Origin of the sequence: Acinetobacter halotolerans (genome assembly GCF_004208515.1) — a bacterium.
In the GTDB taxonomy this organism is placed as follows: domain Bacteria; phylum Pseudomonadota; class Gammaproteobacteria; order Pseudomonadales; family Moraxellaceae; genus Acinetobacter; species Acinetobacter halotolerans.
On the sequence record NZ_SGIM01000016.1, the window covers coordinates 1 to 20,355 of the forward strand.

Annotated in this window: 21 protein-coding genes; 13 read left to right on the plus strand and 8 right to left on the minus strand. The window is 38.6% G+C overall.

What is annotated here, in order from left to right:
- Together EXE30_RS14580 and trmB are read right to left on the minus strand one after the other, a co-directional pair.
- Positions 1-567 (minus strand): formylglycine-generating enzyme family protein (locus EXE30_RS14580; RefSeq protein WP_165382418.1); only part of this gene is annotated, 567 nt, incomplete at its 3' end.
- Positions 568-673: 106 nt separating this feature from the next.
- Positions 674-1,390 (minus strand): tRNA (guanosine(46)-N7)-methyltransferase TrmB, encoded by a 717-nt coding sequence (gene trmB, locus EXE30_RS14585; protein WP_130163024.1) that lies wholly within the window; start codon positions 1,388-1,390, stop codon positions 674-676.
- A 184-nt stretch (positions 1,391-1,574) separates the two neighbouring features.
- Here trmB and EXE30_RS14590 point away from each other — a divergent pair, with 184 nt between their 5' ends.
- The gene (locus EXE30_RS14590) at positions 1,575-4,031 is read left to right on the plus strand and encodes an ExeM/NucH family extracellular endonuclease (RefSeq protein WP_130163025.1); all 2,457 of its coding nucleotides are present in this window, start codon (positions 1,575-1,577) and stop codon (positions 4,029-4,031) included.
- Between the two features lie 237 nt (positions 4,032-4,268).
- On the plus strand, positions 4,269-4,880 hold the full coding sequence (locus EXE30_RS14595; RefSeq protein WP_004671656.1) for a glutathione binding-like protein: 612 nt from the start codon (positions 4,269-4,271) through the stop codon (positions 4,878-4,880).
- Between the two features lie 167 nt (positions 4,881-5,047).
- Here EXE30_RS14595 and EXE30_RS14600 read toward each other — a convergent pair whose 3' ends face one another.
- The gene (locus EXE30_RS14600) at positions 5,048-5,479 is read right to left on the minus strand and encodes a glycine zipper domain-containing protein (RefSeq protein ID WP_130163026.1); all 432 of its coding nucleotides are present in this window, start codon (positions 5,477-5,479) and stop codon (positions 5,048-5,050) included.
- A 409-nt stretch (positions 5,480-5,888) separates the two neighbouring features.
- On the opposite strand from EXE30_RS14600, the gene prfA reads away from it, so the two are divergent.
- Both prfA and prmC read left to right on the plus strand, forming a co-directional pair.
- A complete protein-coding gene (prfA, locus tag EXE30_RS14605) occupies positions 5,889-6,977 on the plus strand; it encodes a peptide chain release factor 1 (RefSeq protein WP_130163027.1) in 1,089 nt (362 codons plus the stop codon).
- Complete coding sequence (prmC, locus tag EXE30_RS14610) at positions 6,977-7,795, plus strand: peptide chain release factor N(5)-glutamine methyltransferase (protein WP_130163028.1); 819 nt, start codon at positions 6,977-6,979, stop codon at positions 7,793-7,795. The genes prfA and prmC overlap by 1 nt, the downstream gene beginning before the upstream one ends.
- Here the strand turns inward: prmC and EXE30_RS14615 are convergent.
- On the minus strand, positions 7,792-8,424 hold the full coding sequence (locus EXE30_RS14615) for an FMN-binding negative transcriptional regulator (protein WP_130163064.1): 633 nt from the start codon (positions 8,422-8,424) through the stop codon (positions 7,792-7,794). The two genes, prmC and EXE30_RS14615, sit on opposite strands and share 4 nt — an antisense overlap.
- 16 nt (positions 8,425-8,440) lie before the next feature.
- Positions 8,441-9,499 carry an AraC family transcriptional regulator gene (locus EXE30_RS14620; RefSeq protein ID WP_130163029.1) on the minus strand — a complete coding sequence of 353 codons (1,059 nt, stop codon included), beginning with the start codon at positions 9,497-9,499 and terminating at the stop codon, positions 8,441-8,443.
- 144 nt (positions 9,500-9,643) lie between these two features.
- On the opposite strand from EXE30_RS14620, the gene EXE30_RS14625 reads away from it, so the two are divergent.
- Together EXE30_RS14625 and EXE30_RS14630 are read left to right on the plus strand one after the other, a co-directional pair.
- Positions 9,644-10,414, plus strand: coding sequence for a 3-hydroxyacyl-CoA dehydrogenase (locus tag EXE30_RS14625; RefSeq protein ID WP_130163030.1), 771 nt, complete (start codon positions 9,644-9,646; stop codon positions 10,412-10,414).
- 153 nt (positions 10,415-10,567) lie between these two features.
- On the plus strand, positions 10,568-11,251 hold the full coding sequence (locus EXE30_RS14630; RefSeq protein WP_130163031.1) for a superoxide dismutase: 684 nt from the start codon (positions 10,568-10,570) through the stop codon (positions 11,249-11,251).
- A gap of 190 nt (positions 11,252-11,441) precedes the next feature.
- Here EXE30_RS14630 and EXE30_RS14635 read toward each other — a convergent pair whose 3' ends face one another.
- On the minus strand, positions 11,442-12,458 hold the full coding sequence (locus EXE30_RS14635) for a helix-turn-helix domain-containing protein (RefSeq protein WP_130163032.1): 1,017 nt from the start codon (positions 12,456-12,458) through the stop codon (positions 11,442-11,444).
- A gap of 279 nt (positions 12,459-12,737) precedes the next feature.
- On the opposite strand from EXE30_RS14635, the gene EXE30_RS14640 reads away from it, so the two are divergent.
- Positions 12,738-13,757, plus strand: coding sequence for a lipase family alpha/beta hydrolase (locus EXE30_RS14640; protein WP_130163033.1), 1,020 nt, complete (start codon positions 12,738-12,740; stop codon positions 13,755-13,757).
- Positions 13,758-13,841: 84 nt separating this feature from the next.
- Positions 13,842-14,876, plus strand: a complete 1,035-nt coding sequence (locus EXE30_RS14645; RefSeq protein ID WP_130163034.1) for a lipase secretion chaperone — start codon at positions 13,842-13,844, stop codon at positions 14,874-14,876.
- Positions 14,877-14,930: 54 nt separating this feature from the next.
- On the opposite strand, the gene EXE30_RS14650 is transcribed toward EXE30_RS14645, so the two are convergent.
- The gene (locus tag EXE30_RS14650) at positions 14,931-15,701 is read right to left on the minus strand and encodes a PDZ domain-containing protein (RefSeq protein WP_130163035.1); all 771 of its coding nucleotides are present in this window, start codon (positions 15,699-15,701) and stop codon (positions 14,931-14,933) included.
- Between the two features lie 497 nt (positions 15,702-16,198).
- On the opposite strand from EXE30_RS14650, the gene EXE30_RS14655 reads away from it, so the two are divergent.
- From EXE30_RS14655 to EXE30_RS14675, 5 genes are read left to right on the plus strand one after another with little or no spacing between them, the layout of a single operon-like run.
- Positions 16,199-16,927: a HesA/MoeB/ThiF family protein gene (locus tag EXE30_RS14655; RefSeq protein ID WP_407641646.1), complete on the plus strand. Its 729-nt coding sequence runs from the start codon at positions 16,199-16,201 to the stop codon at positions 16,925-16,927.
- Positions 16,928-16,984: 57 nt separating this feature from the next.
- The gene (locus EXE30_RS14660) at positions 16,985-18,283 is read left to right on the plus strand and encodes an ABC1 kinase family protein (RefSeq protein WP_130163037.1); all 1,299 of its coding nucleotides are present in this window, start codon (positions 16,985-16,987) and stop codon (positions 18,281-18,283) included.
- Between the two features lie 28 nt (positions 18,284-18,311).
- Positions 18,312-18,692 carry a dihydroneopterin aldolase gene (gene folB / locus EXE30_RS14665; protein ID WP_130163038.1) on the plus strand — a complete coding sequence of 127 codons (381 nt, stop codon included), beginning with the start codon at positions 18,312-18,314 and terminating at the stop codon, positions 18,690-18,692.
- Positions 18,649-19,083: a 2-amino-4-hydroxy-6-hydroxymethyldihydropteridine diphosphokinase gene (locus tag EXE30_RS14670; RefSeq protein ID WP_130163039.1), complete on the plus strand. Its 435-nt coding sequence runs from the start codon at positions 18,649-18,651 to the stop codon at positions 19,081-19,083. The genes folB and EXE30_RS14670 overlap by 44 nt, the downstream gene beginning before the upstream one ends.
- A 38-nt stretch (positions 19,084-19,121) precedes the next feature.
- Complete coding sequence (locus EXE30_RS14675) at positions 19,122-19,673, plus strand: DUF2799 domain-containing protein (protein WP_130163040.1); 552 nt, start codon at positions 19,122-19,124, stop codon at positions 19,671-19,673.
- Between the two features lie 44 nt (positions 19,674-19,717).
- Here EXE30_RS14675 and coq7 read toward each other — a convergent pair whose 3' ends face one another.
- Positions 19,718-20,353 carry a 2-polyprenyl-3-methyl-6-methoxy-1,4-benzoquinone monooxygenase gene (coq7, locus tag EXE30_RS14680; RefSeq protein ID WP_130163041.1) on the minus strand — a complete coding sequence of 212 codons (636 nt, stop codon included), beginning with the start codon at positions 20,351-20,353 and terminating at the stop codon, positions 19,718-19,720.
- Between the last annotated feature and the right edge of the window lie 2 nt (positions 20,354-20,355).

Sequence of the window (20,355 nt, forward strand, 5' to 3'; positions counted from 1 at the left end):
AGTTGCATACATGACGTATTGCCCACGATTACGAGCAGCATATTCCCATTGCGCCTCGGTCGGTAAATCCATGTTTAAGTTGAGCTGTTGACCGAGCCATTGGCAATAATCACGTGCTTGCTGCCAATTGATGCCTGCTGCAGACGTAGGAATACGGTATTTAATTGAAAACTCATCAAAGACCCCTACTTTTTTTTGTCCAGTGACATTAGTATAGACATCAAAATCGGCATAAGTGGCTTTGGTGGCACTGAGATGAAAGTCATTCAAAGTGACTTTGTGTAAGGGGCTACTGTCTCCACCAGCATAGGGAAGTTTATCGATACTATGTTCAGGACCGAAGTCACCCATCATAAAGCTTCCACCGTTGACCAAGATGAGATTCTTTTTGGTTTTTTCTAACAGTAGTTGTAATTGTTTTTGTTGTTCAGCAGATAGATTTGCTTTGGTGGTAGGTGTTTGTGCATTTTGATTTGGATTTGAAGTGGGTTTGGCACAAGCGGATAGTGCCACACTAGAAAGTAAAATGATGGCAAGGTTTTGTTTAATCATCTTTTTTAAAATCATTGTTTATATATTTGTTGAATTATAATTGTTTCGCTGCAAATTATAAAATTGGACTAAGCCACTCATCCCTAACGGGTTGAGCGGCTTGATTGAAAATCAAATAAACCTATTTTATTTTCTTAAAAATAAAATCATTGATCTTATGACCAGATTCAATCCCACGACGTTCAAACTTGGTCACTGGACGCCATTCAGGGCGAGGATAGCTATTGCCTTTACCCGCTAGGTTTTCCAAATCTGGACGATTATCTAAAACATCAAGCATCCATTCAGCATACGGTTCCCAATCAGTCGCGGCATGGAAAGTACCACCTAGTACTAACTTTTGCTCAACCAATTGCATACGCTCATGAATCACGAAACGACGTTTGAAATGGCGCTTCTTTTGCCAAGGATCAGGGAAGTAAAGTTGTACACAGTCGATACTGTTATCAGGCATTTCACGCAGTACTTGAATCGCATCGGCATCTAATACAAATAGATTTTTAAGACCTGCCATGCCTGCTTCAAATACACATTGAGCAATACCGGGAATATGTACTTCAATTCCGACAAAGTTACGTTCAGGGTTGGCTTTTGCCATAAGAACTAAAGAACGACCCATACCAAAACCAATTTCTACAGTTAAAGGTCGCTCAGGATGCTCAAAGTGCTGACGTAAATCGCCAACAGGATATTCCAAAATTAAATCACGATAATCTTCCAACGCAGTACGTTGTGAAGTATTGAGCGGAGCTGAACGTCGCATAAACGTCACAATTTCACGGTGCTCAGACAAATTGTCGAGTTCCGTAATTTGCGTTTCTAACTGATCGTTTGACATGATTCTGGAGATATAAAGAGAGAAATGCCGTATTTTAAGTGTTCACATGTTCAAGTCAAATCTTTAAATGATTTTATTTGCTCAATCATCTTTCAAATTGCTTAAAACTTGTAAGAAATTCTTCATCGCACTGTCACAGAGATTGAATAGGCTAGTGGCGATTTGAACATTAAGTAAAAAAGTTATGAAAACATTTAAATTTCACTCTATCGCGATTTGTTTGGGCTTAATCGGGGCGTCGACGACATTTTCTATGGCGCATGCACAATTAATGTTTAGCCAATATGTGGATGGCAATAGTAATAAAAAAGGCTTGGAAATTTACAATCCAGATGCGACCAGTGCGAATCTCGCAGACTATGAAATACAGCAATTTAATAATGGTGCATTGACGAAAACAGTTGCTTTCCAACTGCAAGGTAATTTAGCCAGTAAAGCGAAATTTTTGGTTGGACGTGCCGAGTTGCAAGCTGTGCTTGGTTCACAGGTTAATCAAGTCGCTGCACTGTCATTTAATGGTGATGATGCGATCGTTCTTGTGCACAAAGGCAAAGTAGTTGATCGTTTTGGGAGAGTCGGAGAGCAACCTATAAATGGTTGGGGGACAACTGTTCAAAGTAAAGGAAATAGTTTTACTCGAGTTCAAAGCACAAATTCAGTAACAGAAATCGATCCGACCACCAGTTTTGATTTAGACAGTGCATGGAAAGCATGGACTGATCGTAATGATTTCTCTAACTTATCAGGTTCAAGCACAACACCACCTGTAGAAGAGACGATCAGTTGCTCTAGCCCAAATACAGCTATCGCTGATCTAAATACAGCCTCTCAAGATCAAAATTATACGGTACGTGGTGTAATTACTGCGGACTACCGCTATAGCAATGGTTTTTCAGGCTTCTATGTACAGACACCTGACAGCAAAGCAAAAGCAAATGTGAGTAATGCGATCTTTGTTTATATTCCAGCAAGTAGCACCGTTAAAGGTGGTCAGATTGGTGAGGAGGTCATCTTACGTGGTCGTTTAGCAGCCTATCAAAATCAACTCCAAATCGATCAGTTACAACAAGATATTCAAGTTTGTAATACCAATATGCTGAGTCAAATTCAGCCGAAATCAATTGATTTACCATTTAGTGCTTTGACTGGAACTGCTCATTCGCCAGTGCAGTATCAAGGCATGTTGGTTAAATTGCCCCAAACATTAACGATCAGTGAAAATTATAATTATGGTCGATATGGTGAGTTATCAGTTAGTCTGGGACGATTATTTATACCAACAAACCTATATCCATCATTGTCCACAGAAGCAAAAGCCTTAGCACAGAAGAACTTATTATCAAAAGTCATTTTGGATGATGGCTATAGCAATCAAAATAGAACGCCTTGGCTGCCACAGAACTTTAGCGCAACCAATACGCTACGCGTTGGTGATCAACTGCAAAATGTAGAGGGGATTTTAGAATATCGTTTTAATGGATGGCGTATTCAACCGATTCAGGGACGGAATCTCCCAACTATTGTAAAGCCTACACCCGAACGACCAAGCGTGATTGCCAAAGATGAAAAATTGATCCGTGCAGCCGCATTTAATGTGTTGAACTACGATAATGGCAAAAATGGCTTTCCGACTGAGCGCGGTGCAACAACACAAGTAGAATTTGAAAAGCAGCACCGCAAGATTGTGAGCGCATTAAGTGCAATCGACGCTGATGTTTATGGTTTGATGGAAATCGCCAACAATGGTTATGGTGAGGACAGTGCTATCGCATATTTGACTCGTGCTTTAGGTGCTGATTGGAAATATGTGATTCCTGAAAATATAGATCGACTAGGCACTGACGCGATTGCTGTTGCGATTATTTACAATAGTAAACGAGTGAAACCTGTCAATAAACCAGTGGTCTTTGATTTGGGCGATAAAAATAGAACTACGATTGCACAGACGTTCCAGCCACTCTCAGGAAAACACATGTTTACTGTGATTCCTAACCACCTTAAATCTAAAAGTTGCTCAGGTGTGAGTACAACGTCTTTAGATTCTGATCAAAAAGATGGTCAAGGTTGTTGGAATCCAACACGTATTAAAGCTGTTGAGCAATTGATTCAATGGATGGCGAAAAACCCAACGCAAGTTGAAACACCGAACATGTTGCTTTTGGGGGATCTAAACAGTTATGCCAAAGAAGATCCAATCTTGGCACTAGAAAAAGCCAACTATAAAGTGCTACTCAATGACAAAAATATAGGGCAGGGTGAGCAAGCCTATAGTTATGTATTTGGTGTGTCGAGCAATACTGATGGTTATGGTGGTGCGGGTAATTTAGATCATGCCGTTGCGGACGCGACTTTATATAGCAAAGTGAAAAAAGCCTTTGCATGGCATATCAATGCTGACGAGCCAACGGTATTGGATTACAACGAAGAATATAAAACTGATCAGCAAAAAGCTTTATTTTTCGCTGATGACCCTTATCGCTCTTCTGATCATGATCCTGTGATTGTGGATTTAGATTTGAGGGACGATGAGATTAAAGCATCTACTAGCAAAAGCTCATCGGGTAGCTTTGGCTGGCTTACTATCCTTGGACTATTGGGTTTAGCAGGCTATTCAACACGCTCAAGAAAAGCAAAACTCTAATTTAAACGAGAAAAAGAGCAGAAATTAAGCTGCTCTTTTTCTGAAAGAAATCCATTTGAACAGGGTGTATACGATCTCTATAAAAATTTGACATAAGAGCACTTGCAAAATAATGAAATTTCACTAATAGTCAAATTATTCGGTATTTTTACTTTTACTGACAAATTTGTAAAAACAGATTTTGCAAATTTTGATAAAGCGTTTTAGAACAGAAGAGTTAGATAACAAGGATCAAACATGAAGTTGTATTATTCACCTGGTGCTTGCTCATTGGCAGCACATATTATTTTAAATGAAATTAATGTAGATTTTGATTTAGAGCGCGTTGATTTAAAAACTCATAAAACTGAGAAAGGTGCAGATTATTACGAGATTAATCCAAAAGGCTATGTCCCAGCTTTAGAAATTAATCCAGGTTTAATCTTAACTGAAAATGTGGCGATTTTACCTTTCTTGGCTCAGTATGACCCTAAACAAGATTTAATTCCGCCATCAGGTATGGGACGTGCCAAAGTTCTCGAATGGTTAGGATATTTAAACTCTGAACTGCATGATGCTTACGCTGTATTTTTCGGCGGTAAATTAACTGAAGATGAAAAGACCAAAGCCTATGCTGAAGTAAATCGTTTACTTAAATTTATCGATCACTATTTAGCTGAATCTGAATACGACTATTTAGTGGATGATAATTTTGGCCCAGCAGATGCATATTTGTTTGTGCTGACCAATTGGTCAAATCATATCGAACATGACTTAAGCCCTTATATCAACATTATCGCTTTACGCAATAAAGTTGCCGAACGTCAATCAGTTCAAATCGCAATGCGTGATGAAGGACTATTAGGCTGATTTTTAGCACTTTTCGAGCTAAAACAAGGATAGCCTTTTTAGAAACGAGACCTGTATATCTAAAAAAGCGCCATAAGGCGCTTTTTCATTGTTTAATAAAGCTGCTTGAATTATAGAATTGATTTCTAGTGGTGAATAAAAAAGCACCCAGAGGTGCTTTATTTGAATCAATGACGGTAATGTTTTTTCTTTTTCCATTTTTTCTTTTGGCTCTGGCGTTTGTCATAATCACGGTCTTGACCGACTTGACGACCTAATGCTGCACCACCAGCGGCACCAGCAGCAGCGCCGATATAACCACCAGTAGTTCCGCCGACATTTTTACCAACAGCATAACCACCAACACCACCTAAACCACCACCAATGGCAGCTTCTGTACGGGTACGTTTGTTACTTGCAGCAGCAGCGCCACCAGCACCACCAACAGCAGAGCCAATCAAAGCACCATTATGGCCGCCAACTTCTTTACCAATAGCCGTACCTACCACACTACCTAGCGCTGATGTTGCAGCGACACGAGTGGCATTATCAGCATGAGCAACAGTGACCAAAGAAGATGTTGCGAAAATCGCACTACATAACCAAACGTTTAATTTCATTTTTGACTCCATGTCCTGAGTAAATTGGACATCATTTCTAATGGTTGCAAATGTAACAAGAGTTGAGTGAGAAATTGTGGAGAGGTCAGTCTGAAGTATTGCGGTTTAGTGTCTGGATTGTAGCGTTTTGTTGCTACTCCTCAGCTTGTGTCTCAAAAACAAGAAAAATGGGATTAAATTTTAGTGAAAATTAGATAGTTTTTATCTTTAGCTATTCGTTTCAGCAAGACTTGTTCTGGATGATCAGCATAAACAATTGGTGATGAAATGATGGGAGAACCGTAAGTAGCAAGGTTTCTCTATGTCTTTTAATCGGTAGAATCTGTAAACTATGCGCAATTTTTTGATTTTGCTTATGTCTATCAATTTGATATGCACTGAGCCCTTTAGATTTTGAGATATTCTGCCCATGAAAGCATCACTCCGCTTAAGACTAGATCAACTTTGCGATCGTCATGAAGAGCTGACTGCATTACTTGCTGATGTAGAGGTGATTTCGGACAATAAACGTTTTCGTAAATTGTCTCGTGAACATAGTGATTTATCAGAAATTACCGAAGTTTGGGGTAAATATCGTCAAGCTGAAGAAGATATTGAAACCGCAGAAATGATGAAGTCTGATCCAGATTTCAAAGATATGGCCGAAGAAGAGATTAAATCCAATAAAGCGCTTTTGGTTGAATTAGAAGAACAACTCAATGTTTTGATGATTCCTAAAGACCCAAATGATGCCAATTCTGCATACCTAGAGGTTCGAGCAGGAACAGGTGGAGATGAAGCTGCGATCTTCTCGGGTGATTTATTTCGTATGTATAGTAAATATGCTGAAACACAAGGCTGGCGTATTGAAGTGCTTTCAGAAAATGAAGGTGAGCATGGCGGTTATAAGGAAGTGATTTGTCGTATTGATGGTGATGGCGTTTATGGTCGTTTGAAGTTTGAAAGCGGTGCGCATCGTGTACAACGTGTTCCTGCAACCGAATCTCAAGGTCGTGTTCATACTTCAGCATGTACTGTTGCCATTCTGCCAGAAGTGGATGTCGATACCACAGTTGAAATCAATGCCTCAGATTTGCGTATTGATACATACCGTGCATCAGGTGCAGGTGGTCAGCATATTAACAAAACTGACTCCGCTGTGCGTATTACCCATATTCCGTCGGGTGTAGTGGTTGAGTGCCAAGAAGAGCGCTCTCAACATAAAAACAAAGCCAAAGCCATGGCTCTACTGGTATCTCGTTTAGAAAATGCAAAACGCCAAGCACAGGAAACGGCAACTTCTGAAATGCGTCGTGATTTAGTAGGATCAGGCGATCGTTCAGAACGTATCCGTACCTATAACTATTCACAAGGTCGTATGACAGATCACCGTATCAATCTGACTTTATATAAGTTGGATGCGATTATGGAAGGTGACTTGACTGAATTACTAGATAGTTTGCATCGTGAATACCAAGCAGATCAGTTAGCAATGCTGGCGCAGGAAAATGGCGGCTAATGAATATTGCTCAAGCTTTAGAGATGAATGGCGAGATTGATAGCTATGAACGTCAAGAAGCAGCATGGCTACTTGAACATCTTTTAGGTGTCAGTGCTTTGGAATTAAAACTAAGGCTTGAGCAAGAGTTGACTGAACTGCAACAGCAAGCTTACCTCGCGGGGCTTGCTCGACTTACGCAAGGTGAGCCACTCGCTTATGTGACGGGCTCACAACCATTTTGGACTTTAGATCTAAAAGTGACTCATGACACCTTGGTTCCTCGTCCAGATACTGAAATACTCGTCGAAACTGTGTTGAACTTAGCGCTTGCTCAGGATATCAACATGGTGGATTTGGGCACAGGAACAGGGGCAATTGCTTTAGCACTTGCGAGTGAACGGTCACAATGGTCAGTGACAGCAACCGATATTTACCAGCCGACATTAGATGTTGCTAAAGAAAATGCGGTTCGACATGGCTTAACTCAAGTTAAATTTGCTTGTGGGGCTTGGTTCGAAGCTTTAGACGCACAAAAGTTTGATTTAATTGTATCAAATCCGCCTTATATCGATCCTGATGATGTGCATATGCAAAATCTCAAGTCAGAACCTGAACGTGCATTAGTTGCAGATCATCATGGGCTTGCAGATATTGAAACCATCATTTCTCAAGGGAAAAGTTGGCTCAAGGCTAAAGGATGGATTGTCCTTGAACATGGTTATGATCAAGGACAAGCAGTACGTGAAATCTTTGAACAGTTCGGTTTTAGCGAAATTGAAACGATCAAAGATTATGGTGGTAATGATCGAGTTAGCTTAGGACAAAAGCTGTTTTAATCCTCGATATATTGCTGTACAGCTTTGGCTAAACCTTGCTCGCCTTGTTGCTCTAAACCAGCGACAACGCCTAAAGCATCAATTTTCTCACGATTTTGACTAAGCTTAAATTTACCCGTAATGTTTTCAATTTGAACCTCAATTCCAACAATACCTTTCAATTCTTCTGCAATATATTCGTTTGGTGCATCTGACATTTTCCAAGGTTTAGCTTGTTTGGCCTCATGCGTACGAGTAAGTTTTGCCAGAATTCCTCGCAAAGCTTTTTCATCATGTAAGAAACTAATTTTTCCTTTTACATGTACAACTTGATAATTCCATGTCGGCACATGTTGGTGATGTTGTTGTTTGGTCGGATACCAGTTAGGTGAGATATAGCCTTGTTCACCCTGAAAAATAACGAGGACGTCTGCGTTGTTCTCAATTTGTGTATGTAGAGAATTGTCCTTGGCGATATGTGCGACTAAAACAGCAGTATTATTTTCTTTATCGAGTAATAATTTAAATGGCAAATGATTGGCGTCTAGACCTGCATCACTATGGCTGATCAAGGTTGCAAAAGGATAGTCTTGAATGAGCGCATATAACTTCTCAAGATCTTTTTCCACAAAAATTTCAGGTAAGAACATCATTAACCTCCACTTACTACTCTAAATGACCGAGAAAATTTTGTTTACTCGGTGATGATTTTCTATAACTACCAGGACTTACGCCACTCCATTTTTTAAATGCACGGTGAAAGGCACTGGGGTCATGGAAATTAAGATCATCGCTGATGCTTTGAATTGAATCATTCGTTTTACTTAATCTCTCAATCGCAATATCACAACGAATATCATTTTTAAGCTGTTGATAACTGACACCTTCTTGTTTTAGGCGTCTTTGAATTGTTGCAGTCGACATATTCAGTTGTTGCGCGATATCTTTCAGCTCAGCCCATTGTGCAGGGGCTTGTAAGAGTAATTGGCGGCGTATTTGCAGACTTAGTGAGTTTTCATTTTTAAAGCGTACGATGAGATTATAAGGTGTGTGCCTTAAAAAATCGTTTAAGGCATTTTTATCTTTTTTAATTTTATGTTTAAGGTAATGTGCATCAAATTCAATCCTGTTTTGTTCAGCATTGAATTGAATGTTTTCACAGAAACGGACACGATAGTCCTGTATTTCCACGGGTTGGTGACATGTGAAAGTCATCTTGTGAAAGTTAATGCGTTGATCACTTAACCAACACATTAAGCTATGTACTAACATTAAAAAGGTCGCATAGGTAAACATGCGTTTTGGCTGTTCACGATCATGCAAAAGCAAATATGCTTTATCGCCTTGCTGAATAAGTTCAGCTTGAATATCATCGAGTACCAGCGCTAGAAATCTAAGAATTTCCTTAATCGCTTGTTCTAATGTTTCCGCATTAAAAGCCAGTTTGGCCAATAGCTTATAGCTTCCTCGACGCATTGGATGAGTATCCATTCCCAAGAATTCATCATTCATGCTTTCGGCAAGTTCTACCCATAATTGTGCACATTGAATGATGGGGATTCGTGCTTTCGGTGAGGTTAATAACTCAGCTGAGATGCCAGCACGATTGGCAATATGTACGATATTCAAACCGCGACTGGCGGCAACACTGACTGCTTCACGAATCAGGGCATTAGAAATAGTATCTTTAGTAAAATGAAGATCAGGACTCTGGTTTTTGCTCATATGCGCGTGGAAATATAGGAGAGTAAATAGGTGGAATGCTCAAAAGTTGCATCGCATTTGCTACTTTTTGGAATTGTATCGGAAAAAAGTTGCCTTTACTCTCTGTTATAAAAATATATCACTTTAATTTGATAGGAAAAGTAAATGAAAATTCAAGGAAAGCACTTCGTTATTACAGGTGGTGGTTCAGGTCTTGGTGCTGCAACGGCTGAATATTTAGTTGAAAAAGGTGCATCAGTTACTTTGGTCGATATGAATGCTGAAGTTGGAGAACAACAGGCACAGGCTTTGGGTGAAAAAGCCGAGTTTGTGAAATTAGATGTTACGGATGAACAGGCAGCAGAGCAATTCTTTAAAACTGTGCTGGAGAAACATGGCAGTTTGCATGGTTTAGTGAACTGTGCAGGAATTGGGCCATCGGCAAAAGTAATCGGAAAAGAAGGGGTGCATGATCTCGCTATGTTCTCAAAAACCTTGCATATCAATGTGACAGGTACCTTTAATATGCTGCGTTTAGCAGCAGATGCCATGAGTAAAAATACTGTAAATGAAGATGATGAAGATCGCGGCGTGATTGTGAATACAGCTTCAGTTGCTGCTTTTGATGGTCAAATTGGTCAGGCGGCTTATTCAGCATCTAAAGGAGCTGTAGTAGCAATGACCTTACCCATTGCACGTGAGTTAGCGCGGCATGCGATTCGTGTGATGACGATTGCACCGGGGATTATGGAAACACCAATGCTCAAAGGTTTACCACAAAATGTACAGGATGCTTTAGGACAAATGGTTCCTTATCCATCTCGTTTAGGTCGTCCTGAGGAGTTTGCCCGTCTAGTTGCACATATTGCAGAAAACTCATATCTAAATGGTGAGGTGATTCGCTTGGATGGTGCGATTCGTATGGCTGCTAAGTAAATTTGAAGTCAATGTAAAACGATGGGTCATAACCCATCGTTTTTTCGTTTCTGATTGATAGATGGAATGTATTCTGTTTGTAGCCTATTTTGACGCATGATTAATTTGCTTATATATTGATAATGAAAACTATTATCAAATTGGATTGAAATAATGCGATATCTGAACAAAGGTTTATTTGCTTTAGTTGTGTGCTCGAGCTTAAGTATGTCTGCTTTTGCAGATTTCACACAAGCGCCGTTACCCTACAAAAGTGATGCTTTAGAGCCTGCCATTGATCAGCAAACGATGGAAATTCACTATGGTAAACATCACAAAGCTTATGTTGATAATTTAAATGCTCAGATCAAGACGTATCCTGAATTGGATAAATTAAGCGTAGAGCAAATCCAACAACAGATTTCTAAATATAACGCCGCAGTTCGTAATAATGGTGGTGGGCATTTTAACCATGCTTTCTTTTGGGAGAGCCTAGCGCCAACCAATAAAACAGGGAAGGCAAATGCCAAGTTGTTAAAGCAAATTAATCAAGATTTTGGTTCATTCAAAGCCTTTCAAGAACAATTTAATCAAGCAGCGACCAGTCGTTTTGGCTCAGGTTGGGCATGGTTAATTGTAAACCCACAAGGCAAATTAGAAGTTACTTCAACCCCAAACCAAGATAATCCATTGATGGATATTGCGGAGAAGAAAGGTCAACCTTTGCTTGGCTTAGATGTTTGGGAACATGCCTATTACTTAAAATATCAAAATCGTAGAGCTGATTATACCAACGCCTTTTGGAGCGTTGTGAATTGGAATAAAGTCAATGAACGCTATGCGAAAGCTGTAAAATAGGTTTTACATACATTCATCTGTTGAAGTGTGAATAGTTGATTGGAACTTTCTAATCGGTTAATTCAAAAAAAGCGATGGTAATGGCCATCGCTTTTTCTTATTTTAATTGCGCGATTCCCGAATAAAAATAGCTGATATAACAGTTGGTAACTTTTAATATGATAATTGCTCGACTTCTCCGACAAAACTATTAAATTGCCCACCGTTTATAGGCGCGATTAAAACTGGATATAGATGAGTAGCCCAGTTTTTTTGCGACGTCATCTTTGGTTATAAAAGGATTTAGGAGTAATTTTTGAGCTTTGGTTTTGCGTACATCATCATACAGTAGTTGAAAACTCACTTCTTTTTCTTGCAACATCCGTTGTAATGTTCGTTTGGTGAGATTTAACTTTTTTGCAACTTGATCAATGCTTAACAAACCTTCAACTTCATCATCAATCAGTTGTTTTACCCGATACAAAATATCTTGTGTTGTTGCAAGGTCGTCTAATTCTTTTTGGCAAAGAAGTTTGAATTTTTCTGAGGTGAGTGGGTCTGACATGCTTAACGGCATATCCAAAAGCTTGGTTGAGGTGATTAAACAAGTACGTGGTTGTTCATAACGGATTTCTTCAAAAGTAGCCGTTAATATTTCATTAAAACGAGAAAAATATTGTGGATATTTACACTGTAAATCGATGCTTGGTTTAAAGCCAGGAATGAAAAACCTAACTAAATGTACAAAACCCGTCAAAAAGAAAACACAGCTAAATTCATAGGCTTGCAAATCAACACGATCATTGAAATTGATCGCAGCACTATCATAAATAATATGGTAATACGCCCGTTCTTGCTCAATTGTAAAATTTAATTCAACAAAGGAGCACTGCAAGCTCACAAATTGATTGATCGTTTCAATCGCTTCAAGGGCATTTTTTGATATCGCGACTGTAAACCCGAGCAGACCATGAGAGCTGATTTTTAATTGGCTACCCGCATAGAATCCAATTCCTTGTTCCTGCGTGAGTTCAATCGTACGAGTAATCACTTTCTTAAAAGAAGAAAGGCTAATTTTATAGTTCAAATCATTTAATTTTTCTATTTCAACTCCTGTTCCCCAAAATAATTCTTCAATCGAAATATCCCACCGTGATACGACTTCACTGATCAAGTGGGCATACGAGCTACTAATAAAATGTTGATTATGATGGCGCGGAATACTCATAACGCGAATAAAAATCCTTTTTTAAATTGAAGCGATTGATCTAGAAAATAATGTAGCACTTATACTTTGAAAATGTACATTCATCGGAATTTTGTAACTCAATAAAAAAATTGGCGTGTAATGATATGATTTTGGCGTGGTTTGTTTTAGTCTAAAAATCACACAATATTTCTTGCGAGTATACTTTTGCAAGTCTTTTGTATGTTTGGAATGATTCCTCATACGAAGTTTAAAGACAATATTGTTGTAATAAAAATGAAAAATGCTTGGAGCAAAAACGTGAAGAAAAAATATTTAAATGCGATGGCTTTAATGACGGGCCTGTTAGTGAGTAGTGGATCTGTTGTTCATGCAGGTTTGTTCGACTTTCTATCACCAAAAGCATCATGGCAAAATTGTGATGTAAACTCATGCTATGTTGGTGGAAGCGCAAAAGTAACATCTGACTATGCGAAAACCAAATATCCAATTTTATTAGCACATGGGATGGCGGGCTTTTCTGCGGTTGGTCCAATGCAATATTGGCATGGGATTACAGAGGACTTAGTTGGTAATGGTGCAAATGTCTTTGTGGCACAACAAGCATCCTTTAACTCGTCAGAAGTTCGTGGTGAGCAGTTATTACTCCAAACCAAACAGGTTTTAGCGATTACAGGTGCCGAGAAAGTGAACTTAATTGGACATAGCCATGGCACACATTCGATTCGATATGTGGCAGGTCTATTACCGAACAGAGTTGCATCAGTAACTGCAGTAGGTGGTCCTGTGAAAGGCTCTGATGTTGCTGATGCAGTATATGCCTTTACACAATCACCTGTCGGGCCTGCGGCTACTCCAGTTTTAGAAGCAGCGATAAATGCCTTTGGTGCTTTGGTGGGAATTGGCTCTGGAAATTATTATGACCAAGATGCGTTAGCAGGTCTTAATTCATTAACAACTTCAGGGTCTGCTGCTTTTAATCAACGCTTCCCAGCAGGCGTACCAACCACAGCTTGTGGATCAGGGACAGAGCTTGCAAGTAATGGTGTCAGATACTATTCATGGAGTGGAACAAGTCCTTTCACCAATGCATTAGATCCAATGGATTATGCATTAACTGCAACATCTTTGATCATACCTGGTGAAAGTGATGGCCTCGTTCCTCGTTGTTCGAGTCACTTGGGTACAGTGATACGCGATAACTATGCATTTAATCACTTAGATGAAGTCAATCAGGTATTAGGACTAGTCGGTTTTCTGCAAAACCCTGTGACACCATTTCGTCTTCATGCAAACCGCTTGAAAAATCACAACCTTTAAAAACATAATTATCAAGGGAGTAATGGATTTACTCCCTTGATTCAAAATAGATTCAACGATTAATTAAAAATAGAGTAAAGGAATATGAGTGCCAAGTTTTTAAATAATAAGACAATAATTTTAGTAAGTGTTGCGTGTTTATTTATTATATTGGCTCTAATTTATTGGGCTTTTAAACCCTCAGTGCAAAATCAAAGCAGTCAAAATGATCTAAGCGCACAAAGCCTCATGAAAAATAGCATGTTGCCAAATAGTGGGCAGGAAAGCACAAAAGGTAAATTGCCAATACTTGCACCTTCTTTGCAGGGCACTGAAATTGACTGTCCTATTCAAGTCGACGCAAATGGAAAATTGATTTTAAGTGTGGGTATTCGGAGTTGTTTTGATTATTTCTTCTCTGGGCTAGGTGAAAAAACTGAACCTGAGCTTATTTTAGATATTCGACAATACTTAACAGCAACTTTGCCTGAAACGGCTGCAAGTTATGCAAGTTATTTACTTGATCAATATGTGGCCTATACCCATACCTTGAAAAACCTTCGAACCAGTACTTATTTTAAAAGTGACGATATTGATAAATTCCAAAATATCATTGATCAAATGGCAAAGTTACAACAACAGTTTTTTAATGAGGCAGAAATTCAAGCATTTTTTGGAAATGAAAGAAGCCTGAATCAGTTTAGTATTGATCAAATGCGGATTCACGCAAATAAAAGTTTAACCTCGCAGCAAAAAGCGGCAGAGCTGGCGCAGCTGATTGATCATTTACCACCAACGATGGCAGATGGTGTGAGAGTTTCAATGCAATTTTCTGAATTGCAGCAACTTACTCAAGAAATTAAAGAAAAGGGTGGTTCAGCGAAAGAACTTCGAAATATGCGTGAGAGTTTATTGGGACCAGAAGCAGCGGATCGTTTAGAAAAAGTTGATCATGAAGAAGCTGTATGGCAAAAGCAGGTCAATCATTATCTGTCAGAGCGTCAGCGAATTTTGCAAAGTGATGTGGATGATGCAAATAAACAGAAATCAATTAACCAACTTCGGAATAGTACATTTGGTACTAAAGAGGAGTTATTGAGAGCGCAGTCTTATGAAATTATGCATGATCAGAAGAGCTAAAATACATAAATCTTAGGCGTGTAAAAAATGAAAAATGCTTCAATTCAAGGAATCTCATTCAAGTGAGATTTCCTTGGTTAGTTTTTGACCTTTTCGGAGGATTTCAAATTCCACTGTTCCTGAATTTAGGTAATTAGACATATCCACAAAATTGCTGACATCTCTGACGGTATTATTATTAATTTTTAATATAATATCATCTTCAAGAATTGTTCCAAATGCGGGAGAATTCTTAGATATTACTTTAGCTTTGATACCTTCTAATTGTCCTGTTTTAGACTTGTCTAGGTCAGATAGGTCTATAGGATATATACCTGTAATTGATTCAAATTTATAAAAATAACTTACAATATATTCTTTTTGTGCATTATATCGTGGCGCAGTTTGTATTAATGAGCTATTTGAGGAAGCATAAGAGTTGTCATTTGAATTGTCAAAGTTAGACTGCATTATTGATTTTTGAGGAAAAGGTGCGGAGAAACTGTAATAATCGACACTCCCTGTTGGCTTATCATTACTAAACAGTACAATCTGGGCACCCATTCGATCAGCTCGTTTTTCTAGCGCCGCAACAACATGTTCATAACCTCTAAAATCATCTCTACCATTAAATATTTGGGATTTAATAGGAATATATCCTTCTTCTAGTAACTGCTTTGTTGAGGTATCAAACTCATCTGTTTTGAGTGCTTGAGCTTTAGTAAATGGAGAGATTTTGGGCTTTTTTAATGAGGGAATTGGTATATAGATATTTGCATATATATTTGAACTTGTAGTAAGCAATAAAATTATAGGGCAGATGAATTTCAGTAAATCTTTTTGCATGATAAATCTCTTATAATCTGTTTATATAATTTAACAAATTGTTTATTTAAAAGCGATATATGTAATTATTTTTACTAGTCGTTATTGGCTTTCATTAGGTTATTTTTATTTGATCTATTACTAAGCTGCCTATACGGCAGTTAACGTTAATCGAAATTGTCGTTCGGGCTTTACTGCTTTCTAAGCTGCCTATGCGGCAGTGAACTATAAAATAGCATAAATAAATTAAGCAAAAACATAAAGTTGAACGCTAGTTTATGTAAATACCCAAAGTTTTTACGCCATAGTGTAACTTATTGATTTTATTAGGCTGTTAAAGAGTAATGAAAATATTGGGGTAAAAGTGGGAATTTGTCAAAGTAAAATCATTGTAGATATAACACTTATTCCTTTGCTAAATCATTTTACGCACTTAAAATCAAGAATGAATGATTCACTAGAGAAGAAAGAACGTGTCTGACCATCGAGAAAATGCATTTGAACTAAGTGACGATGAAATGCATCTATATAGTCGTCAGATTTTATTAGATGGTTGGGATATAGAAGCGCAAGAAAGGCTAAAACTTGCCAATGTTTTGATTATAGGTGCAGGGGGAATTGGTTGTACTAGCGCAGAACTCCTCGCGCGAGCTGGTGTTGGTAAAATAACCATAGTGGATGCAGATACCATTGAAATGAGTAATCTACAACGACAGATCGCATTTACTTCAAATGACTTGGGGCGATACAAAGCTGAAGTTCTCGCTAAACATCTCCAAGACATTAACCCACATATACGAGTCAACTATCAAAATATACGATTTGATGAAACGAATGCTGATGATTTAGTACAGCACCAAGATGTAGTTTTAGATGGTTGTGATAATTTTACTACTCGATATCTAGTAAATTTAACCTGTAGAACCCAGCAAGTCCCATTGATTAGTGCATCTGCTATTGGTTTTGAAGGGCAGTTGTTTATGGTAGATACAGATTCAGCTTGTTATGAATGTTTATTTCCTAAAGAACAGCACGTAAATGAAGGCTTGCGTTGTGCCGAGTCTGGGGTACTAGCGACCACACCTGTAATGATAGCGTCATTACAAGCGCATCACACTTTGCTTTATTTAGGTTTGGGCTTAACACCCCTTAAGCAAAAACTGTTACTTTGGAATGGTTTAAACCTTTCACAGCGCATTCTACAATTTGAAAAAGATGTAAATTGTCCAGTTTGTCAGGCAACTTGATCGGTAATATCAGCAAACTTTGCTAAACTAATGCCATCTTCGAGGCAATGAAAGATTATGAAAAGAAATATTTTATTTGATGGAATACGCTCTGTTGCACGTATAGGTGAGACAGTTATAGTTGCAGCACAAGCAGGTGTGAAATATGCAACTGAAAAACCGAGTAACGCAAAACTTATGCGTGAAACTTTTGAATCATTAGGTTCAACTTATATAAAGCTCGGACAATTTATCGCGAGTACACCATCTTTATTTCCTCGTGAATATGTCCAAGAATTCCAAGGTTGTTTAGATCAAACACCGACGTTGCCATTTAGCTATATTCAACGTGTTTTGGCTGAAGAGTTTGAGGGTCAAAACCTCAATGAAATTTTTAGTTTTATTGATGAAAATCCGCTTGCTTCAGCATCGATCGCGCAAGTACATGCTGCCAAGTTAGTCACAGGTGAAGATGTTGTATTAAAAGTTCAAAAGCCTGGTGTTGAAACCATCTTATATACTGATTTGAATGTTGTTCATTGGGCGACCAAATTACTAGAAAAAGCTGTTCCAAAGATTAAATTTGCATCTTTGTCTGAAATTGTAGATGAGATCAAAACGCGTATGGTGCGTGAGGTCGATTTTATTGAAGAAGCACAAAATCTTGATGATTTTGTTCAATATCTCAATGTCTCGGGCAATACGGCTGCAACTGCACCAAAGGTTTACCATCAGTTTTCGACACGTCGTGTTTTAACGATGCAGCGTTTGTACGGTGTCTCATTAACGGATTTTGACGTTGTAAAAAAATATGCTAAAGACCCAACACAAGTATTGATCACAGCCATGAACACTTGGTTTGGTAGCTTAATGCTATGTAAAAGCTTCCACGCTGATTTACATGCAGGAAACCTAATGTTGCTTGAAGATGGGCGTATTGGTTTTATTGATTTCGGGATTGTTGGGCAACTCAATCCTGAGGTGTGGACAGCGTGTATGGCATTTATGGATGCTTTACAGCATACCAACTATACGGCAATGGCTGAAAACATGCTCAAAATGGGTATGACCAATAAAAAGATTGATACCCAAGTCTTAGCTGATGATTTAGAGCGATTATTTAGTGGCGTATTATTGGCTGATCCTCAAGAAATTTTGAGTTCAAATCCAGCTGACTTGAATGACATTATGATGGATATGATTGGTGTAGGCGAGCGTCATGGAATCAAATTCCCACGTGATTTCGCTTTACTATTCAAGCAAATGTTATATTTTGATCGTTTCATGCGTATTCTTGCCCCATATACCGATATTTATGCTGACCAACGTCTGAAAATGGTTCACAATATTGAACCTGCTTCGTTTTTAAAGCATTAATTTATTTTTCGGTTCATTTTGGGTCATTATGGATGCCATTATTATAGAAGGGTTAAAGGTCGATACCGTTATTGGGTGTTTCAACTGGGAGCGCCAAATTATTCAACCTTTGATGTTAGATCTCACCATTCATAATGATCTCAGTCAGGCTGCAAACTCTGATGAGTTAGATGATACGCTCAACTATGCTCAAATTTGTGAACTTGCAGCCGAAGTGATTCAACAAGCTCAACCGAAGCTGATTGAACATGCGGCACAGTTAGTACTTGATTGTTTATTTTCTACTTTCCCTTCAGTCAAATCGATCATAATTACGATTCGCAAACCTGCAATCATTGCACAAGCTCAAGCAGTAGGAATTCGTCTTGAACGCAACAGAAACGATTTTTGCGCTCGCGCTGGCGAGTAATGTTCAGCAGCAGCAAAACTTCACTTTTGCTTATTCTCAACTCGCAGATTTAGGTACAGTGAAATTTTCTCCGATTTATCAAATTCCATGTCGTGATGGAGTCGGTGCTGATTATTGGAATTCAGCGTGCTTGTTGCAAAGCCATCTACCTGTGAATGAGGTGATGGAAATACTTAAAAAACTTGAAGAACGCTCTGGACGTGTACGACCATCTCACCATATCAGTTTAGATATCGATGTGATTGCTTGGGGCAGTGCTTTAGATAATATGCAATTTAATCCAAAGAAGTTACCTTTAGCATTAGATGTAAAAATTCCTTTATGTGATTTATGGCAGCAAGCTGAACTCAGTTATGATCAAAATATACAGTATCCTGTCATTACAATATAATTTTTTATAAATAACATGCAAATAATAGGAAAAACTTTATGAAGAAAATCTTATTTTTATCTACGTTAACGGTGTTACTTTCTGGTTGTGCGGCCATGAGTGTTGAGCAATGCAAAACTGCAAACTGGTTTAATGTTGGTGAGAAAGATGGTTCAGCTGGGCATGAATCTCGTCTAGATAAATATTATTCATCTTGCCAAAAAGCCAATGTTGTTCCAAATCAAAGCTTATATGAAAAAGGCTATCAAAAAGGCTTGGGTTATTATTGTCGACCTGAATCGATTTTTAATGAAGCATTAGATGGACGCGGTGATTTTCGCGTGTGTCCTTTAGAGAAACGAGAGTCTTTACGTAGTTATTATCAGATTGCAAATGAGTATTATCAGGCGAACTCTGAATTTGACCGTTCGCAAAATGATTTAAGTTATTATTTAAAAGAGTTAGAGCGTAAAGATTTAACATCTAAGCAGAGAGATGACTATAAAAAACGTTTATATGATGTACGTTTGAATAGTCGAAATGTTCAATCACGTTATCACGATGCAGTTCGAAACTTAGAGCGATTTAAAGCTGAACACGGTTTACCTTAATTGGAAAGTCAGGCGTTATGTCTTTTATATAACGCCTGATTTCATTAGATGTAATAACTAGTTTTGGTCATGAGTTTTGAAATGGCAGTCATGGTAATGCGCACAGGCGCTGGTAACTCTACGCCACCTGCTTGTAAAGCTGTATCCCGATGATGCAACTCATCTTTATTCATTTGTTCTAAGATTTTACGAGAACGTTGATCTTGTTCAGGTAGCTGTTGAAGGTGATCTTGTAAATGTTGGCTCACTTGACGTTCAGTTTCAGCCACAAAACCTAAGCTGTATTTATCACCTGCAATTCCTGCAATTGCACCCATTCCATAAGATAATCCATACCATAATGGGTTTAAGGCGCTGGTGTGGCTATCTAATTCTTTTAAGCGTTCTTCGCACCAAGCCAAATGATCCTGTTCTTCAATCGCAGCTTGCTGCATTTCTTCACGAACATGTGGGAGCTTTGCTGTCAAAGCCTGACCGTGATAAAGCGCTTGAGCACATACTTCACCACTGTGGTTTACACGCATTAAACCCGCAACATGGCGCGCATCACTGACGCATAATTGCGCAGCTTCGTCATGTGCTGGGTTGCTACGCTGTGAGCTAGTCGCACCAGGAACTAAACTACGTAATGCTTGGTCAAAGGAATTAATGAGTTGGTCGAGACCTGTGTACTGACGCATAG